The sequence below is a fragment of the Halomonas sp. CH40 genome (assembly GCA_041875495.1).
Taxonomy (GTDB): Bacteria; Pseudomonadota; Gammaproteobacteria; order Pseudomonadales; family Halomonadaceae; genus Vreelandella.
This window is the reverse complement of the sequence record CP112982.1, coordinates 3,052,605-3,072,219: the sequence shown is the minus strand read 5'-3', so window position 1 is coordinate 3,072,219 and position 19,615 is coordinate 3,052,605. Positions and strand designations below refer to the sequence as shown.

Sequence of the window (19,615 nt, the reverse complement as noted above, 5' to 3'; positions counted from 1 at the left end):
AAAACTATCGGGTGCTAATCTTTATTAGACCTCCTTGGCTGTACTACGGTCCAATATTTATTGAGGCATTTTAGGTTACTATTTGTAAATAGTGGTTCTATTAATGTCATAAATAAAGGGCTTCATCATGGCTTCAGTTACTATAGTTAACATTGTGGGTCGAGTTTTTACGCGTGATGAAAACGGGAACCTGCGCGAACTCAGCGTAGGCGACAAGTTACAAGAAGGTGATGTCCTGATTACTGCACCGATGAGTGTGGTCGAGGTTGATTTTAATGACGGACTTCCTCCCGCTGTTTTCGGTGCTAGTGAAGTTGTAACGATTAATAGTGAAACAGATGAAGAAAAGCCGCCCAGCGAAGATGAGAGTGCACTAGACACTTACCATCTGAATGGAGTGTTAGCTTTATTGGAGAATAATCTTGAAGCCGATGTTGAACGTCTGCTTGAAGGAACTCCTGAGGTTAATGGTGGTGGTAAAGGTGGAGTCTCCTTTGTCAGGCTTGTACGCATCACCGAGACTGTTGAGGGTGTGGAATATGCATTTGATACAGGTAGAGATAATGAGCTGACAACACCTGAGTTTTCAGCCTTTTTGACGCCAGATAAAATTGTCAAACTGATTGATGTTGTATTAGAGCCTCCAGGTAACAATGCCTACAACGAAGATGAAATTGTTGACGGTATCAAAGCAACGGTTAATTTGGGCGGTGATGTCAAAGTCGGCGACGCTTTATTCGTTGTTGATGGTAAAGACAATATTTTGTTTGACGGTCCTGTCACCCAAGAGATGCTGGATGACGGTCTGATAGTGACTGTGACAGACCTGAATAATAACGACAACACAGTGAGTGTTATTGCCACAGTTGCTGATCCAGAAGGAAATAGCGCCACTGACCGTGATGATGGCGTAATAGATGCAGAGTCACCCGTCGTTGTGGGGCCAGACGAGCCAACCCTCAGCGTCGCCGATGCGGGCTCCATTAATGAAGGTGACACCGCCACTTTCGATGTCAGCCTGAGCAACCCGGTGGACAACGCCACCACCCTGACCTTTGAGCTGGACGGCGAGATTGACAGCGACGATATTGGCACCCCCACGGCCAGTATTGACGGCACGGAGGTTACGGTCACCGATAACGGTAACGGCACCTTCAGCCTGGACGTGCCAGCGGGTACCACCGACGGCATCGTGATCAACGTGCCAACCATCGATGACGATGTGTTTGAAGGGCCGGAAGACTTCACCCTGACCGCCACTCTCACTGGCGAGACTGAAAGTGGCACCGTATTGCCAGAAGGCATCACCGACACCGGCAATGCCACCATTGTGGATGACGGCAGCGGCACGCCAGATGACCCCGAGGAAGATCCGGATAACGATATTCCAGTACTCAGCGTCGCCGATGCGGGCTCCATTAATGAAGGTGACACCGCCACTTTCGATGTCAGCCTGAGCAACCCGGTGGACAACGCCACCACCCTGACCTTTGAGCTGGACGGCGAGATTGACAGCGACGATATTGGCACCCCCACGGCCAGTATTGACGGCACGGAGGTTACGGTCACCGATAACGGTAACGGCACCTTCAGCCTGGACGTGCCAGCGGGTACCACCGACGGCATCGTGATCAACGTGCCAACCATCGATGACGATGTGTTTGAAGGGCCGGAAGACTTCACCCTGACCGCCACTCTCACTGGCGAGACTGAAAGTGGCACCGTATTGCCAGAAGGCATCACCGACACCGGCAATGCCACCATTGTGGATGACGGCAGCGGCACGCCAGATGACCCCGAGGAAGATCCGGATAACGATATTCCAGTACTCAGCGTCGCCGATGCGGGCTCCATTAATGAAGGTGACACCGCCACTTTCGATGTCAGCCTGAGCAACCCGGTGGACAACGCCACCACCCTGACCTTTGAGCTGGACGGCGAGATTGACAGCGACGATATTGGCACCCCCACGGCCAGTATTGACGGCACGGAGGTTACGGTCACCGATAACGGTAACGGCACCTTCAGCCTGGACGTGCCAGCGGGTACCACCGATGGCATCGTGATCAACGTGCCAACCATCGATGACGATGTGTTTGAAGGGCCGGAAGACTTCACCCTAACGGCCACTCTCACTGGTGAGACTGAAAGTGGCACCGTATTGCCAGAAGGTATCACCGACACCGGCAACGCCACCATCGTGGATGACGGCAGCGGCACGCCGGATGACCCCGAAGAAGAGCCGGATAACGATACTCCAGTACTTAGCGTCGCGGATGCCGGCACCATTAATGAAGGTGACACTGCCACGTTTGATGTCAGCCTGAGCAACCCGGTGGACAACGCCACCACCCTGACCTTTGAACTGGACGGCGAGATTGACAGCGACGATATTGGCACCCCCACGGCCAGTATTGACGGCACGGAGGTTACGGTCACCGATAACGGTAACGGCACCTTCAGCCTGGACGTGCCAGCGGGTACCACCGATGGCATCGTGATCAACGTGCCAACCATCGATGACGATGTGTTTGAAGGGCCGGAAGACTTCACCCTGACCGCCACTCTCACTGGCGAGACGACAGCGGGTAACACCTTGCCAGAAGGCATCACCGACACCGGCAACGCCACGATTGTGGATGACGGCAGCGGCACGCCGGATGACCCCGAGGAAGATCCGGATAACGATACTCCAGTACTCAGCGTCGCGGATGCCGGCACCATTAATGAAGGTGACACTGCCACGTTTGATGTCAGCCTGAGCAACCCGGTGGACAACGCCACCACCCTGACCTTTGAACTGGACGGCGAGATTGACAGCGACGATATTGGCACCCCCACGGCCAGTATTGACGGCACGGAGGTTACGGTCACCGATAACGGTAACGGCACCTTCAGCCTGGACGTGCCAGCGGGTACCACCGATGGCATCGTGATCAGCGTGCCAACCATCGATGACGATGTGTTTGAAGGGCCGGAAGACTTCACCCTGACCGCCACTCTCACTGGCGAGACGACAGCGGGTAACACCTTGCCAGAAGGCATCACCGACACCGGCAACGCCACGATTGTGGATGACGGCAGCGGCACGCCGGATGACCCCGAAGAAGAGCCGGATAACGATACTCCAGTACTCAGCGTCGCCGATGCGGGCACCATTAATGAAGGTGACACTGCCACGTTTGATGTCAGCCTGAGCAACCCGGTGGATAACGCCACCACCCTGACCTTTGAGCTGGACGGCGAGATTGACAGCGACGATATTGGCACCCCCACCGCCAGTATTGGCGGCACGGACGTCACGGTCACTGATAACGGTAACGGCACCTTCAGCCTGGACGTGCCCGCGGGTACCACCGACGGCATTGTGATCAGCGTGCCAACCATCGATGACGATGTGTTTGAAGGGCCGGAAGACTTCACCCTGACCGCCACTCTCACTGGCGAGACTGAAAGTGGCACCGTATTGCCAGAAGGCATCACCGACACCGGCAATGCCACCATTGTGGATGACGGCAGCGGCACGCCAGATGACCCCGAGGAAGATCCGGATAACGATACTCCAGTACTCAGCGTCGCGGATGCCGGCACCATTAATGAAGGTGACACTGCCACGTTTGATGTCAGCCTGAGCAACCCGGTGGACAACGCCACCACCCTGACCTTTGAACTGGACGGCGAGATTGACAGCGACGATATTGGCACCCCCACGGCCAGTATTGACGGCACGGAGGTTACGGTCACCGATAACGGTAACGGCACCTTCAGCCTGGACGTGCCAGCGGGTACCACCGATGGCATCGTGATCAGCGTGCCAACCATCGATGACGATGTGTTTGAAGGGCCGGAAGACTTCACCCTGACCGCCACTCTCACTGGCGAGACTGAAAGTGGCACCGTATTGCCAGAAGGCATCACCGACACCGGCAACGCCACCATCGTGGATGACGGCAGCGGCACGCCGGATGACCCCGAAGAAGAGCCGGATAACGATACTCCAGTACTCAGCGTCGCGGATGCCGGCACCATCAATGAAGGTGACACTGCCACGTTTGATGTCAGTCTGAGCAACCCGGTGGATAACGCCACCACCCTGACCTTTGAGCTGGATGGCGAGGCCGATGCTGAAGACTTAGGCATACCTACCGCTAGTATTGGTGGTGTGGAGGTCGCGGTGACCGACAACGGTAACGGCACCTTCAGCCTGGACGTACCCGCGGGTACCACCGACGGCATCGTGATCAGCGTGCCAACCATCGATGACGATGTGTTTGAAGGGCCGGAAGATTTTACCCTGACCGCCACTCTCACTGGTGAGACTGAAAATGGCACCGTATTGCCAGAAGGCATCACCGACACCGGCAACGCTACGATTGTGGATGAAAATCCGATTATTGAAGTCATAACAACGACGAGCGACCTGTCGTTAATTACCAGTGATGCTGAGCTTGTCGATCAGGACAGTGTTCGCCTGGACGATATTTTCAGCTATAGAGAGACAAATTATGGAGAAGATGGCGTACAGGCCATCGCTTCATGGAGCTACTCTCTAGAATTGGTAGAGAATGCCAACACAAGTTTGACTAGTGGAGGCAGTAGCATAAGTCTGGCAGTGGATGCCAATAATGGCGACATCATAGCCACAGCTAATAATAATGAAGTGTTTCGAGTTGGCTTAAGTGAGGATGAAGGCGGTAATGCGATAGTAAAGCTAACTCAAAGTAGGGCAATTGATCATGTTACCGAAAATACAAATGGTGTTGATGTTGATCAGTTGCTACTTGAAAGTAGTGTTATCAATCTCAGTGGTGCAGTGACAGCTGAATATGGCAATGGTTATGTTGTCAGTGCCAGTGAGAGTATTGATCTGGGTGGGGTGATTGCCTTCAATGACGATATTCCAGCGGTGATTGTGTCAGACGTAGAGCTAGAGTTTTCTCTGACAACCCTGGACAGCGAAACCGTCAACGGTACCTCGCAGGCCAGTGACAATGCTGCGTCTCCCTTTGAGTCGGCCGTCACCGCCGCCTATGGCGCCGATGGTGCAGGCAGTACCGCCATCAACGGCTATCGCCTGACCCTGGACGGCAATGTCGATACCGCCTCCATCGCCAGCGGCGGTGAGCCAGTGCTCTTCAGCCTGGAGAATGGCGAGATCATCGGCAGGGCAGACGGTAGCGACGTGCTACGGATTAATATCGACCCCGCCAGCGGCGATATCACCGTAGTTCAGTCTGCTCCCCTGGATCACCCGGCGCCAGGCGCCGATACCCTCAGCCTGCCCACCAGGCTGGTCGGTATCAGTGCTGATGTCACCGTGACCGACAGCGACGGCGATACCGCCACCGAAACGCTCAGTACCGACCTGAGCGCCACGCTGCAAGTGGTTGATGATGTGCCAAGCACCACACTGGTGGCGGTGGATCTGGACGCGGTCGAGCTGACAACCCTGGACAGCGAAACCGTCAACGGTACTTCGCAGGTCAGTGACAATGCTGCGTCTCCCTTTGAGTCGGCCGTCACCGCCGCCTATGGCGCCGATGGTGCAGGCAGTACCGCCATCAACGGCTATCGCCTGACCCTGGACGGCAATGTCGATACCGCCTCCATCGCCAGCGGCGGTGAGCCAGTGCTCTTCAGCCTGGAGAATGGCGAGATCATCGGCAGGGCAGACGGTAGCGACGTGCTACGGATTAATATCGACCCCGCCAGCGGCGATATCACCGTGGTTCAGTCTGCTCCCCTGGATCACCCGGCGCCAGGCGCCGATACCCTCAGCCTGCCCACCGGGCTGGTCGGTATCAGTGCTGATGTCACCGTGACCGACAGTGACGGCGATACCGCCACCGAAACGCTCAGTACCGACCTAAGCGCCACGCTGAAGGTAGTTGATGATGTGCCAAGCGCAACACTGGCGGCGGTGGATCTGGACGCGGTCGAGCTGACAACCCTGGACAGCGAAACCGTCAACGGTACCTCGCAGGCCAGTGACAATGCTGCGTCTCCCTTTGAGTCGGCCGTCACCGCCGCCTATGGCGCCGATGGTGCAGGCAGTACCGCCATCAACGGCTATCGCCTGACCCTGGACGGCAATGTCGATACCGCCTCCATCGCCAGCGGCGGTGAGCCAGTGCTCTTCAGCCTGGAGAATGGCGAGATCATCGGCAGGGCAGACGGTAGCGACGTGCTACGGATTAATATCGACCCCGCCAGCGGCGATATCACCGTGGTTCAGTCTGCTCCCCTGGATCACCCGGCGCCAGGCGCCGATACCCTCAGCCTGCCCACCGGGCTGGTCGGTATCAGTGCTGATGTCACCGTGACCGACAGTGACGGCGATACCGCCACCGAAACGCTCAGTACCGACCTAAGCGCCACGCTGAAGGTAGTTGATGATGTGCCAAGCGCAACACTGGCGGCGGTGGATCTGGACGCGGTCGAGCTGACAACCCTGGACAGCGAAACCGTCAACGGTACCTCGCAGGCCAGTGACAATGCTGCGTCTCCCTTTGAGTCGGCCGTCACCGCCGCCTATGGCGCCGATGGTGCAGGCAGTACCGCCATCAACGGCTATCGCCTGACCCTGGACGGCAATGTCGATACCGCCTCCATCGCCAGCGGCGGTGAGCCAGTGCTCTTCAGCCTGGAGAACGGCGAGATCATCGGCAGGGCAGACGGTAGCGACGTGCTACGGATTAATATCGACCCCGCCAGCGGCGATATCACCGTGGTTCAGTCTGCTCCCCTGGATCACCCGGCGCCAGGCGCCGATACCCTCAGCCTGCCCACCGGGCTGGTCGGTATCAGTGCTGATGTCACCGTGACCGACAGCGACGGCGATACCGTCACCGAGACGCTCAGTACCGACCTGAGCGCCACGCTGAAGGTAGTTGATGATGTGCCAAGCGCAACACTGGCGTCAGTGGATCTGGACGCGGTCGAGCTGACAACCCTGGACAGCGAAACCGTCAACGGTACCTCGCAGGCCAGTGATACGGCTGCATCTTCCTTTGAGTCGGCCGTCACCGCCGCCTATGGCGCCGATGGTGCAGGCAGTACCGCCATCAACGGCTATCGCCTGACCCTGGACGGCAATGTCGATACCGCCTCCATCGCCAGCGGCGGTGAGCCAGTGCTCTTCAGCCTGGAGAATGGCGAGATCATCGGCAGGGCAGACGGTAGCGACGTGCTACGGATTAACATCGACCCCGCCAGCGGCGATATCACCGTGATTCAGTCTGCACCGCTGGATCACCCGGCGCCAGGCGCCGATACGCTCAGCCTGCCCGCCGGGCTGGTCGGTATCAGCGCTGATGTCACCGTGACCGACAGCGACGGCGATACCGTCACCGAGACGCTCAGTACCGACCTGAGCGCCACGCTGAAGGTAGTTGATGATGTGCCAAGCGCAACACTGGCGTCAGTGGATCTGGACGCGGTCGAGCTGACAACCCTGGACAGCGAAACCGTCAACGGTACCTCGCAGGCCAGTGATACGGCTGCATCTTCCTTTGAGTCGGCCGTCACCGCCGCCTATGGCGCCGATGGTGCAGGCAGTACCGCCATCAACGGCTATCGCCTGACCCTGGACGGCAATGTCGATACCGCCTCCATCGCCAGCGGCGGTGAGCCAGTGCTCTTCAGCCTGGAGAATGGCGAGATCATCGGCAGGGCAGACGGTAGCGACGTGCTACGGATTAATATCGACCCCGCCAGCGGCGATATCACCGTGGTTCAGTCTGCTCCCCTGGATCACCCGGCGCCAGGCGCCGATACCCTCAGCCTGCCCACCGGGCTGGTCGGTATCAGTGCTGATGTCACCGTGACCGACAGTGACGGCGATACCGCCACCGAAACGCTCAGTACCGACCTAAGCGCCACGCTGAAGGTAGTTGATGATGTGCCAAGCGCAACACTGGCGGCGGTGGATCTGGACGCGGTCGAGCTGACAACCCTGGACAGCGAAACCGTCAACGGTACCTCGCAGGCCAGTGACAATGCTGCGTCTCCCTTTGAGTCGGCCGTCACCGCCGCCTATGGCGCCGATGGTGCAGGCAGTACCGCCATCAACGGCTATCGCCTGACCCTGGACGGCAATGTCGATACCGCCTCCATCGCCAGCGGCGGTGAGCCAGTGCTCTTCAGCCTGGAGAACGGCGAGATCATCGGCAGGGCAGACGGTAGCGACGTGCTACGGATTAATATCGACCCCGCCAGCGGCGATATCACCGTGGTTCAGTCTGCTCCCCTGGATCACCCGGCGCCAGGCGCCGATACCCTCAGCCTGCCCACCGGGCTGGTCGGTATCAGTGCTGATGTCACCGTGACCGACAGCGACGGCGATACCGTCACCGAGACGCTCAGTACCGACCTGAGCGCCACGCTGAAGGTAGTTGATGATGTGCCGGTTATTGATACTGATCTGAATTTTAACGTGGACAACGACCCCACTATCAAGGTTGATGAAAGGTACTTAGAGAAACCTGAATCTCAGAGTTTTGCGAGTATCTTTAGCGTGGACTACGGTGCTGATGGTGAAGGGAGCACTGACTATAGCCTGGAAATTGAAGGCGATGGTGCGACAACGCTTATATCTACCCTTAGCGGAGAAACCGTCAAGCTCGTTAACCAAGATGGCAATATAGAAGGGCGTACTGTAGATAGTAATGAGCTTGTCTTTGCCGTTGAGGTAGACAGTGCAGCAAATATCACTCTTACGCAGTATCTGGCCCTTAGGCATCCCATTGGAGGAGGATCGAATGACGAATTGGTTTTACCAGGCTCAATCAAGCTTAACGCAACAGCAATAGACAGTGATGGCGATAGCACGACACAAGGTATTAATCTGGGGCAGTTTCTCAAAGTACGTGATGATGGCCCCTTGATTACCATCGATAGCCGTGACCTGCCGTCCGCAGAAGCCAGCTTATCGGCAGCGGGAAGCGCAGACTTTTCGGGTGCTTTTGTCACTCAATTTGGCGCTGATGGTGAAGGTGGTATCAGCTATGCATTGTCGATTGGTGCTGAGGCTAACCTGACGGATGCCGCGAGTGGTCAGTCAGTGCTATTGAGTTTGGTCGATGGCCGGGTGGAAGGCCGTACAGAGGGCGACAGTTCCCTGGTCTTTGAGGTGAGCGTGAATAATCTCGGAGAGGTGACGCTTGAGCAATATCGTAGCGTGACTCAAACCAGTGAAGAAAGCCTAACGGATAATCTCACCTTGTTGGCTCGATCGATAGAACTGAATGCAACGGCTGAAGATGGTGATGAAGATAGCCTGACGGGCACGTTAGGCATTGGGGCTAACCTTGTTTTTGAAGAAGGTATTAGCCCCAGCCTCAATCCGGAAAACCTGTCTGTCAACATGCTTTCTGATGACGAGCCTTTGCTTGCCCTTAGTGAGGAACCGTTAGAAGTAGAAGAAAGTCTAGCTACTGAAAATAGCGCGGAGGAACCAGCAGAGCCTTCTGATACAAATACCTTGGGGGCTAATGAACTATTAAGCGACGATGAGGAAACATTGTTCACTGAAGACGCGGATGAAACAGCAAGCCAACAGCCGACCAAGGAGCCCGAAAGTTCGCTGGCTACACCAGCTTATGCTGCCAATGCACATGAAGATTTAGACACCTCTAATAATTCTATCGATCAATAGCGCTGTACCACTGATCATTTTTGCCCTTACCGCCTGGCTGTGTCAGGCGGGAACTTGCTATTGGCGCCAACAGGCCACTTCCCTCCAGCTCAACGAGTCAGCTTGGTTCAAAACTCGGTTGTGTCACTGTGTATCTTGCTAACGTGGTCACTTACCCTACTTTTGTCACCTAAGCATGTTACATTAGCTTTAAATCGCAGTAAGTGACGGATTTTACTGCATTGCACAAACTTTTGTGGTTTTCATACTGTGTCATTAAAGCCATAACGACAGAGCTAAAAAAACAAGCTTGCCATGTGAAGATAGCGAGAAAGCCTATGACGACGTCTAACAAACGCCCCCTGTATATTCCTTATGCTGGCCCGTCCTTGCTGGAAATGCCCTTGCTTAACAAAGGCAGCGCTTTCAGTCGGGAGGAACGCCTGTCGTTCAACCTGATTGGTCTGTTGCCGCAGAAAGTCGAGACGATTGATGAGCAGTTGGCTCGTGCTTATCGTCAGTACCAGCAGTGCAACAGTGATCTGGAGCGGCATATTCATCTTCGCGCGATACAGGATGATAACGAAACCCTGTACTTCCGGCTGGTGTCCGAGCATCTGGAGGAAATGCTGCCGATTATTTATACCCCAACGGTGGGTAAGGCGTGTCAGGAGTTCTCGAATATCTATCGTAATCATCGCGGGTTGTTTATCAGCTATCCAGACCGCGAGCACATGGATGATATTCTGCGTAGCGCCACCAAGGATAACGTCAAGGTCATAGTAGTGACAGACGGCGAGCGGATTCTTGGCCTGGGGGATCAGGGCATTGGGGGGATGGGGATTCCTATTGGCAAGCTGGCACTGTATACCGCCTGTGGGGGCATCAGCCCAGCCTATACGTTGCCAATCATGCTGGATGTAGGCACCAATAATCAGTCGTTGCTGGAGAACCCCATGTACATGGGGTGGCGTCATCCACGGGTCAGCCAGGAAGAATACGATGCCTTTATGGCAGAGTTTATTAGTGCGGTAAAACGCCGTTGGCCGAACGTGCTGCTGCAGTTTGAGGATTTTGCCCAGGCAAATGCCGTCCCTCTGCTGGAGCGTTACAGAGACGAGCTTTGCTGCTTTAATGACGATGTTCAAGGAACGGCCTCTGTTGTCGTTGGCACCCTGATGGCAGCCTGTCAGGCGCGCCAGGAAACCATTGCGAAGCAGCGGGTGGTTTTTGTAGGCGGTGGCTCAGCAGGCTGTGGGATTGCCGAGCAGGTGGTGGTCTCAATGATGGCGGAAGGCTTGAGTGAATCCGAAGCCCGCGGGCGTATCTTCATGATTGATCGCGAAGGTCTGATGACCAACGATCAGGAATGGCAGCGCGATTTCCAGCGTCGTCTGGCACATGATGCTGCTCTGGTAGCGGAATGGACCGGGCAGGGGCTTGAAGAAACCGCAGCGCGGGTAAAGCCCACTGTGTTGGTTGGCGTGTGTGGTCAGCAGGGGATCTTTACTGAACAGGTAGTGCGCACCATGCATGCCCACTGTGAAAATCCGGTGATCATGCCGTTATCCAATCCGACCTCGCAGGCCGAAGCGGTGCCGGAAGATATCATCCGCTGGACCGACGGTCAGGCGCTGGTAGCGACAGGCAGCCCCTTTGCGCCTGTGGTTCACAATGGCCGCAGTTACCCGATTGCCCAGTGTAACAATGCCTATATTTTCCCGGGGATTGGTCTGGGAGTGGTGGCCGCCAAAGCCAGTCGCATCACTGATGATATGCTGATGAGTGCTTCCCGTGCCCTGGCCCGTGAAGCCCCGCTGGTGAAAGACGGTAAAGGTGCCTTGCTGCCGCCGCTGTCACGGATCAGTGACATCAGCAAATCAATAGCGTTTGAAGTGGCCGCTCAGGCCCAGCAGAATGGCGTTGCGTTGAAAACCGGTGGTACCGAGCTGCGTGAGGCGATTGAGCGCAGCTGTTGGCTGCCCAAATATCGTGCCTATCGGCGTCGTGCTTACTGATTTGTTGGGTAGTTATTCAAAAAAAAGCCCCCACCTAGGTGGGGGCGAGGCGAGCATTGGTAGGTTTCCCTATCAGGCTGCGCCAATCATCTTGCGCAGCACGTAATGAAGGATACCACCATGGCGGTAGTACGCCAGCTCATTCAGGGTATCAATACGACACTTGGCGTCAACGCTACGCTCGCCTTCGGCGTTTTTAATGATTACCTTAACGCTGCCGCCCGGGCTGAGGTCACTCAGGCCTGCGATGGAAACTTCCTCATCCCCGGTCAAACCTAGCGTTTCCCGGCTTTCACCCTCAGGGAACTGCAGCGGCACCACGCCCATGCCGATCAGGTTGGAACGGTGAATGCGTTCAAAGGATTCAGCGATAACCGCGCGCACGCCGAGCAAGCGTGTGCCTTTGGCGGCCCAGTCGCGCGAGGAACCGGTGCCGTACTCCTTACCAGCAATGACCACCAGCGGTGTGCCGGCTTCCTGATACTTCATGGCAGCATCATAAATGGCCATCTGTTCACCGCTGGGCACATGGCGGGTTTCGCCACCCACAACGCCATCGAGCATTTCATTCTTGATTCGTACGTTGGCAAAGGTGCCGCGCATCATGACTTCGTGGTTACCGCGCCGTGAACCATAGGAGTTGAAATCCACCGGTTCAACGCCGTGTTCCTGCAGGTAGCGTCCTGCCGGGCTATCCGGCTTGATGGCCCCTGCCGGGGAAATATGGTCTGTGGTAACAGAGTCACCCAGCATGGCCAACACACGAGCGTCCTTAACATCCTCAATGGCATCTGGTTCGCGGCCCATACCCTCAAAGAAAGGCGGATGCTGAATATAGGTGGAGGCGGGCCACTGGTAAACTTTGCTTTCCGATACCTTGATGGCTTTCCAGGTGTCGTCGCCTTCAAAGACGGCGCCGTATTCCTTGCGGAACATAGCGGTATTGACCTTCTCGACGGCGGTGGCAATTTCGGCCTGGCTCGGCCAGATATCCTTCAGGTAAACCGGATTGCCTTGCTTATCCGTGCCGAGGGGGTCTTGGGTCAGGTCACACTGAACGTTACCCGCCAGAGCGTAGGCGACGACCAGGGGCGGTGATGCCAGCCAGTTGGTTTTGACCAGCGGGTGAACCCGGCCTTCAAAGTTACGGTTACCTGATAGCACTGAGGCAACGGTCAGGTCGCCATCGGAGACCGCTTTTTCAATTTCCTCAGGCAGTGGCCCGGAGTTACCGATGCAGGTTGTGCAACCATAACCGACCAGGTTAAAGCCAAGGGCATTCAGGTCATCGCTGAGGTTGGCGGCTTCCAGGTAGTCGGTAACGACCTTGGAGCCAGGCGCCAATGAAGTTTTTACCCAGGGCTGGGTGACTAGGCCCTTCTCGAGCGCCTTGCGCGCCAAAAGGCCCGCCGCCATCATCACGCTGGGGTTGGAAGTATTGGTACAAGAAGTGATGGCAGCGATCACCACAGCGCCTGGGTCAAGTTTGAAATCCTGACCCTGGAAGGAAACGGCCTGGCTGTCTGAGTGTTCATAGCTGCGGTTAACTCCGACGGCTGTCTGGCCGCCTTCGGACGCCAGTTTGCCCGCAGGCTGAGTCTCTTCTGCTTTGCCATCATCTTCCATCACCTTGGCAAAGGCGGCCGGCATGTTTTTCAGTTCGACCCTGTCCTGCGGGCGTTTTGGTCCAGCCAGGCTGGCTTCAACCTCGGTCATGTCCAGATGCAGGGTGTCGGTGAAAATGGGCTCGTCACCGGGTTCGCGCCATAACCCCTGAGCCTTGCTATAGGCTTCCACCAGTGCCACCTGGGCATCTTCACGGCCGGTCAGACGCAGATAGTTGAGTGTTTCGTCATCCACCGGGAAAAAGCCGCAGGTAGCGCCATATTCCGGTGCCATATTGGCGATGGTTGCGCGGTCGGCCAGCGGCAGATCCTTGAGGCCGTCACCGTAGAACTCAACAAACTTGCCCACCACGCCTTTTTTACGCAGCATCTCGGTGACTGTCAGCACCAGATCAGTGGCGGTGATACCTTCACGTAGCTTACCGGTCAGTTTGAAGCCAATGACTTCGGGAATCAGCATCGATACCGGCTGGCCGAGCATGGCCGCTTCGGCTTCAATACCGCCAACACCCCAGCCCAGAACGCCCAAACCGTTGATCATGGTTGTGTGGGAGTCAGTGCCGACGAGGGTGTCAGGGTAGGCCAGAGTGGCGCCGTTTACTTCTTTGGTCCAGACGGTTTTCCCCAGGTATTCCAGGTTGACCTGATGACAGATGCCTGTGCCCGGTGGCACAACACTGAAGTTATCGAAAGCTTTCTGTCCCCAGCGCAGGAATTCGTAACGCTCCCGGTTGCGCTGCATCTCGATATCCACGTTGTCCTGAAAGGCGGCAGGGTTACCAAACTTGTCGACCATGACCGAGTGGTCAATGACCAGATCAACCGGCGATAACGGGTTGATACAGGCAGGATCTTCACCCAGTTTCTCAACCGCTGCACGCATGGAGGCTAGATCGACCACGCCAGGCACGCCGGTAAAATCCTGCATCAACACACGGGCCGGGCGATAACCGATTTCTCGGCTTGATTTACCTTCCTGCTGCCAGTCTACCAGGGCCTGCATATCTTCCGAGGAAACGCTTTCATCGTCCGCGTTGCGTAGTTGGTTTTCGAGTAGAATCTTGAGTGTTTTAGGCAAGCGGTCGATATTGCCAAGCGCATCGGCGGCGAGTGGAAGGCTATGGTAATGATACGTATGGGAATCTACGTCAAGCGATTGTAGCGTCTCGGGAATCTTGCTCATTATGCGCTCCTTTTCATTCAATGATTCGGCTCTGGACTGTTTTGCAGTGCGGTGATCTGTGCCTTTCGTCGGTACCTCAACAGGGTTTTATAATAGAATGTAATGAATGTGCTGCGGGTGGCATTTCGTTATCAAGGCATCTTGTCCTTACATTAATAGCATAGATACAAGTGGGTTGTGAGGATGTCATCCAGCGCTTTCAAGAGACGCCTGGTTATTTCATGTGGATTTTGCCTCACAATCGTTGGCGATCAGTTATGTCTCAGGCAGACTGCCCATCTCGTTCCTAGCAAGATAACTGTTGAAACTAAAAGGTAACTGTATGCAAACGCGTCATGAACGCTTGATTATTCTTGGCTCCGGCCCAGCAGGATACACGGCCGCCGTTTATGCGGCGCGTGCTAACCTCAAGCCACTGTTGATCACCGGGATTCAGGCAGGTGGTCAGCTGACGACGACCACAGATGTTGATAACTGGCCGGGGGATGCTGAAGGTGTGCAGGGGCCTGAGCTGATGGAACGTATGAAACAGCACGCCGAGCGTTTTAATACCGAGGTATTGTTTGACCATATTCATGAGGTCACACTAGGTGAAAAGCCGTTTACGCTCAAGGGCGACAATGGTGTATATACCTGTGATGCGCTGATTATCGCCACAGGCGCCAGCGCCCGTTATCTGGGCCTTGAGTCGGAGCAGAAATTCATGGGGCAAGGGGTTTCTGCGTGCGCAACCTGCGATGGCTTTTTCTACCGCAATCAGGAAGTTGTCGTTGTCGGTGGGGGGAATACAGCAGTAGAAGAAGCCTTGTACCTTTCCAATATTGCTTCCAAGGTCACTCTGGTTCACCGCCGTGATAGCCTGCGTGCCGAAAAAATCCTGCAGGACAAGCTGTTCGAGAAGGTAGCATCAGGCAATATGGTCGTAGAGTGGTTTTATGAAGTGGACGAGGTGTTAGGTGATAACACCGGTGTCACTGGAGTACGGGTTAAATCCACTCAGGATGGCTCAACCAAGGAAATCCATGCGCCGGGCCTGTTCGTTGCTATTGGTCATAGCCCGAATACCGGTATTTTTGAAGGCCAGTTGGTCATGAATGGCGGTTATATCAAGGTCAATTCCGGCCTTGACGGTAATGCCACGGCGACCAGCGTACCGGGTGTGTTTGCCAGTGGTGACGTCATGGATCATGTCTACCGTCAGGCGATTACCTCGGCAGGCACTGGCTGCATGGCAGCCTTGGATGCTGAGCGCTATCTGGATGGCCTGAGCTAACATTGCTATACATCATCCGGCGGCTGGTTACGCAAGCCCGCTGGGTGATGTAATCCATCGTGTTTTTACAGCAATTCATAAATATAAAACGATTAAGTGCTTAAAGTGAAAGGAGTTTATTTATTTTAACTGTGTTAATAATAAATGTTTCAGTGGTGAGGTTGTGGTTTTGTTACAAGGGAAATAGCTTTGCTGTAGGGTAATATTTATACTCCTACCAGATAATGATATGGCTTTTTTGTAAAGAAACAGTAAATATACTATCTTGAAAATTGTTTTCTCCTTCTATGGAGCTTCGGGTATGGACGCCTTGCACGATAAAAAAATCCTCGTCATTGATGACGCGGAAGCAGATCGAATGCTGATCTCCTCTTACCTGCAGCAACGCGGTAGCCGCATCTACCATGCGATCGACGGGTTAGACGGTGTCCACAAGGCGCGTTTATTGATCCCGGATCTGATACTGATGGATCTGGATATGCCTCAGTGTAATGGCTACTCAGCCTGCAGAATTCTTGCGGATGACCCTGAAACCTCGTCGATACCGGTCATTTTCCTGTCGGCATACTCAGAAACTGAGCAGCGTATCCAAGGTTTTCTAGCGGGTGGTGTAGACTTTATTGGTAAGCCTTATAACTTTGATGAAGTCAAATTACGTATCACTGTGCATTTAAGGCAGGAAGTGCGTAACGATGAAAAGCTGGCTGAAGAGGCCGGTTTTGATGCTGCGGAATATGCGGATAAGCCAAGTAATCATGTAGACAGTATTTTGTTCAACAGTGCGCGGGTTTATCTGGTGCGTTCTCTTGAGAACCCTCCTAGCCTGAAAGAGTTGGCTAAACTGGTAGGCACTAATTCAAAGCGGTTGAACTTAGCATTTAAGAAATGTGCGGGCATCACCGTATACGAGTATCTGCGTGAGGAGCGTATGGTCGAGGCCCGAAAACTGCTTTTCAATACTCGCCTGACCATTAGCGATGTGGCCGAAAAAGTCGGTTTCAGCAGCAATGCTAATTTCTCGACTGCTTTTAAGGAGCGCTTTGGTATGCCACCTTCAAAATTCAGAACCAGGCAACTGTTGTCCAATGGTGAATGATGATTGCTTGCCCTTCTGAGCATGCTGTCCGCCATAAAAATTACCTGCCAATATATGTAGCTTTATTGGTGAGCATCTTTGTGTTGCTGTTGTATGCACGGAGTGGTCATGCCCAAGGTAAAGAATACGATTATGTTGATCTTTCTTACTTTGATGAAAAATCAGATCTGTTTTTGCTGATGCAGGCGGCGAGTCTACCGGAAGAAAGCGCAGAAGATTTACAGAAAGTCCTACATACCGCTGATTGGCGGCCTGCCACTCAGGTGACAGATATTCTTCTGGGGCCGCGTAAATCAACCACTCGCTGGTTCAAGCTGCCAGTGAAAAACTCCCAAAATGAGCATTTAATCCGCTGGTTAGAGATATCTCCGTGGTACCTGCAAAACGTAACGGTGTGGCAACTTGATCCTGAAACACTGACTATCAATGAGAAGACTGAAACAGGTTTGAATGTTCCATTGTCAAACCGTAGCTTTGAAAGCTATAGAACTACCATACCACTTGAACTGAAAGGTGGTGAAAAAACCCTCCTGCTGTTAAGGGTTGAGGGAACTAATCGCTCAATTTTTACCATGCATAGTTGGAAGCCTGAACGCTTTATAGCTCAGGAAACGAGTGGTCACTATTATCATATAGTGCTTTTCTCTTCAGTGTTGACACTTTTTCTCATCATGATAATACAGCTGGATCTACGTTCTTTTGTGCTTGGGCTATGGATGGTGGTGACGCTGTTTCTGGATGCAGAGAAGGCTGGTTTTTTCAGCTTTTATGTTTTGTTAAAAACATATGATTTTTTAAGTCATATTGCGCCTCAGTTTTCAGATTATCTGGATGTGGGTTTGCCATATGCTTCAGTTCATTTTGAGCATAAAGGGTATGTTGCCTGGATGCTTAATGATGTGATATTTATTACTGTTTCTGTCTTGCTGCTGGGGGTCTGGAAAAAGGATAAAGTGATGACAACCCTGGAGTGGCTCTGGGGGAGTGTGTTATTTCTTTCTTTTCTTCCACATGTTGTCGAAAGTTATTATTTTCAGTATACCGGCATTGCGTTTAGCCTGATGTGTTCAGTTATCTGGCTGGTGATTTTTTTCAAGGCGTTAAGTGTCAAACGAACATGGCAAAAACATTTACTCTCCTTGCTGTTTTTCTGGTGGGTTATTTTTGTTTTCACAACCCTGGATTACCTGATTAACTCCACCTATGCGGCGCCAACCCCACCCTGGGTATTATTGACCAAGTTTGTGGTCGTTCTGGCCATCATGTTGATTTACACCTTTCAACGCCGTGACCGTGCTCAGGCACTGGCAGCCAAGTTAAGGTACCAGGAAAAAGAGCAGAGAGAGAAACTAGAACGTGCCGTTAATGAGCGCACCTATGAGCTGCATCAAGCCATGAATGAAGCGCACAGGGCCAATGAGGCCAAAACCCGCTTTCTGGGCCGTGTGACACATGATCTGAAATCACCGCTGACCTCGATTCTTGGATATGCGCAGTTGCTTAGCGCAGAATCAGGCAAGGCCGGGGAAATGAGCCAGGTGATCTATAAAAGCGCCAGCCACATGCACAGGCTGATTGATCGCTTGATTGATTATGCTCGCGGTGTCACGGATGACAAGGAAAGGGCCACGGATGTCTACCTGTATTCATTCCTTGCGGGTATAGATCATGAGTCCCGAATACTGGCAAAGCTCAATGACAATACCTTTACCATGGAAGTCAGTAACTCTGTACCACCGGTTATCGTATGCGATGAGACCTTTTTACACGAAGTGCTCATCAATCTGATTGAAAATGCGCTGAAGTATACGCAGCGAGGTAACGTTCACCTTTCCGTAAGTGGGCAACCTGAAGAAAAACAGCAATCGGCAAGACTGTCTTTGGTTCTGGTGGATAATGGTTGTGGTATCGATAGCCACATGCAGAAAATCATGTTTGAACCTTTCTCTCGTGAGCAGGGCGATAAAAGTGGCGTAGGGCTAGGGCTTTCCATCGCTAAAGAATTGGCTGAACGTATGCATGGCAGCTTGAATATTGTCAGTGAAAAAGATCAAGGTACACGGGCTGAACTGTCTCTCCCAGTTGTTATTGGTAATGAAGAGGATACTTCTGTTGGTGTTATTAGTTCGCCCGCCCATATTCTGCCCGAAGTGGATGCCAGTGGTTTGATTGCCTGGATGATTGAAGATGCTGAGCCAATCCGCGATATGATGGCGCTGGAACTTGAAACCCTGGGCTTTGAGGTACGTACGTTTAGCAGTGCCAGTGAAGTAGCTGCTGTTCTCGAGGCCGGTGTTAAGCAACCTGATGTGGTGATTACTGATTACTGGTTAGGTAATGAGTTGGGAGGAGAGGTGCTTCGCCAGATAAAGGCCTACGCTGAAGCAACGCCGGTTATATTGGTGTCAGCCACCTGGAACCTTCTCAAGGAAGGATTGAAGTCCCCTGAGCTTGAGGATGATGCATTACATTTTTCTGCCTATGTGACCAAGCCGGTAAACCTGATTAACCTACGTCGTGAAATTGCCCGCGTGTGCGAGCTCAATATACAGGAGCCAGGTCAGCAGAGTGAGGTCGCGCCTATTACAGCAGTTAATCAAAAGGCCGAGATTTCAGCTGAAGAGCGTGAAAAACTGACTCTCTGGATAGAGTTGGGAGCAGTTACCGACATTGTGGAATGGTGTCAGTCGTTTGCTGCCGAGGGCAATGGGCAACCCTCAGGTATTGAAGAAATTCACTATCTGGCCTTACGTGGTGACTTTAAAGGCATCAAAAAGCTTATTTAA

The 19,615-nt window shown here is 53.7% G+C and carries 6 protein-coding genes; 5 read left to right on the top strand and 1 reads right to left on the bottom strand.

Going from position 1 to position 19,615, the window contains the following annotated elements:
* The first annotated feature begins 127 nt into the window (after nucleotides 1-127).
* Together OR573_14020 and OR573_14015 are read left to right on the top strand one after the other, a co-directional pair.
* The gene (locus OR573_14020) at nucleotides 128-9,655 is read left to right on the top strand and encodes a retention module-containing protein (protein XGA79592.1); all 9,528 of its coding nucleotides are present in this window, start codon (nucleotides 128-130) and stop codon (nucleotides 9,653-9,655) included.
* Nucleotides 9,656-9,972: 317 nt separating this feature from the next.
* Nucleotides 9,973-11,652, top strand: coding sequence for an NAD-dependent malic enzyme (locus OR573_14015; protein ID XGA79591.1), 1,680 nt, complete (start codon nucleotides 9,973-9,975; stop codon nucleotides 11,650-11,652).
* Nucleotides 11,653-11,724: 72 nt separating this feature from the next.
* Here the strand turns inward: OR573_14015 and acnA are convergent, their stop codons facing one another.
* Nucleotides 11,725-14,460 carry an aconitate hydratase AcnA gene (acnA, locus tag OR573_14010; protein XGA79590.1) on the bottom strand — a complete coding sequence of 912 codons (2,736 nt, stop codon included), beginning with the start codon at nucleotides 14,458-14,460 and terminating at the stop codon, nucleotides 11,725-11,727.
* A gap of 322 nt (nucleotides 14,461-14,782) precedes the next feature.
* On the opposite strand from acnA, the gene trxB reads away from it, so the two are divergent.
* From trxB to OR573_13995, 3 genes are all read left to right on the top strand, one after another.
* Entirely contained in the window at nucleotides 14,783-15,733 is a 951-nt protein-coding gene (gene trxB, locus OR573_14005) for a thioredoxin-disulfide reductase (GenBank protein ID XGA79589.1), read from the top strand.
* A gap of 301 nt (nucleotides 15,734-16,034) precedes the next feature.
* Nucleotides 16,035-16,829, top strand: a complete 795-nt coding sequence (locus tag OR573_14000; GenBank protein XGA79588.1) for a DNA-binding response regulator — start codon at nucleotides 16,035-16,037, stop codon at nucleotides 16,827-16,829.
* Nucleotides 16,826-19,615, top strand: coding sequence for an ATP-binding protein (locus OR573_13995; protein ID XGA79587.1), 2,790 nt, complete (start codon nucleotides 16,826-16,828; stop codon nucleotides 19,613-19,615). Before OR573_14000 ends, OR573_13995 begins: the two co-directional genes overlap by 4 nt.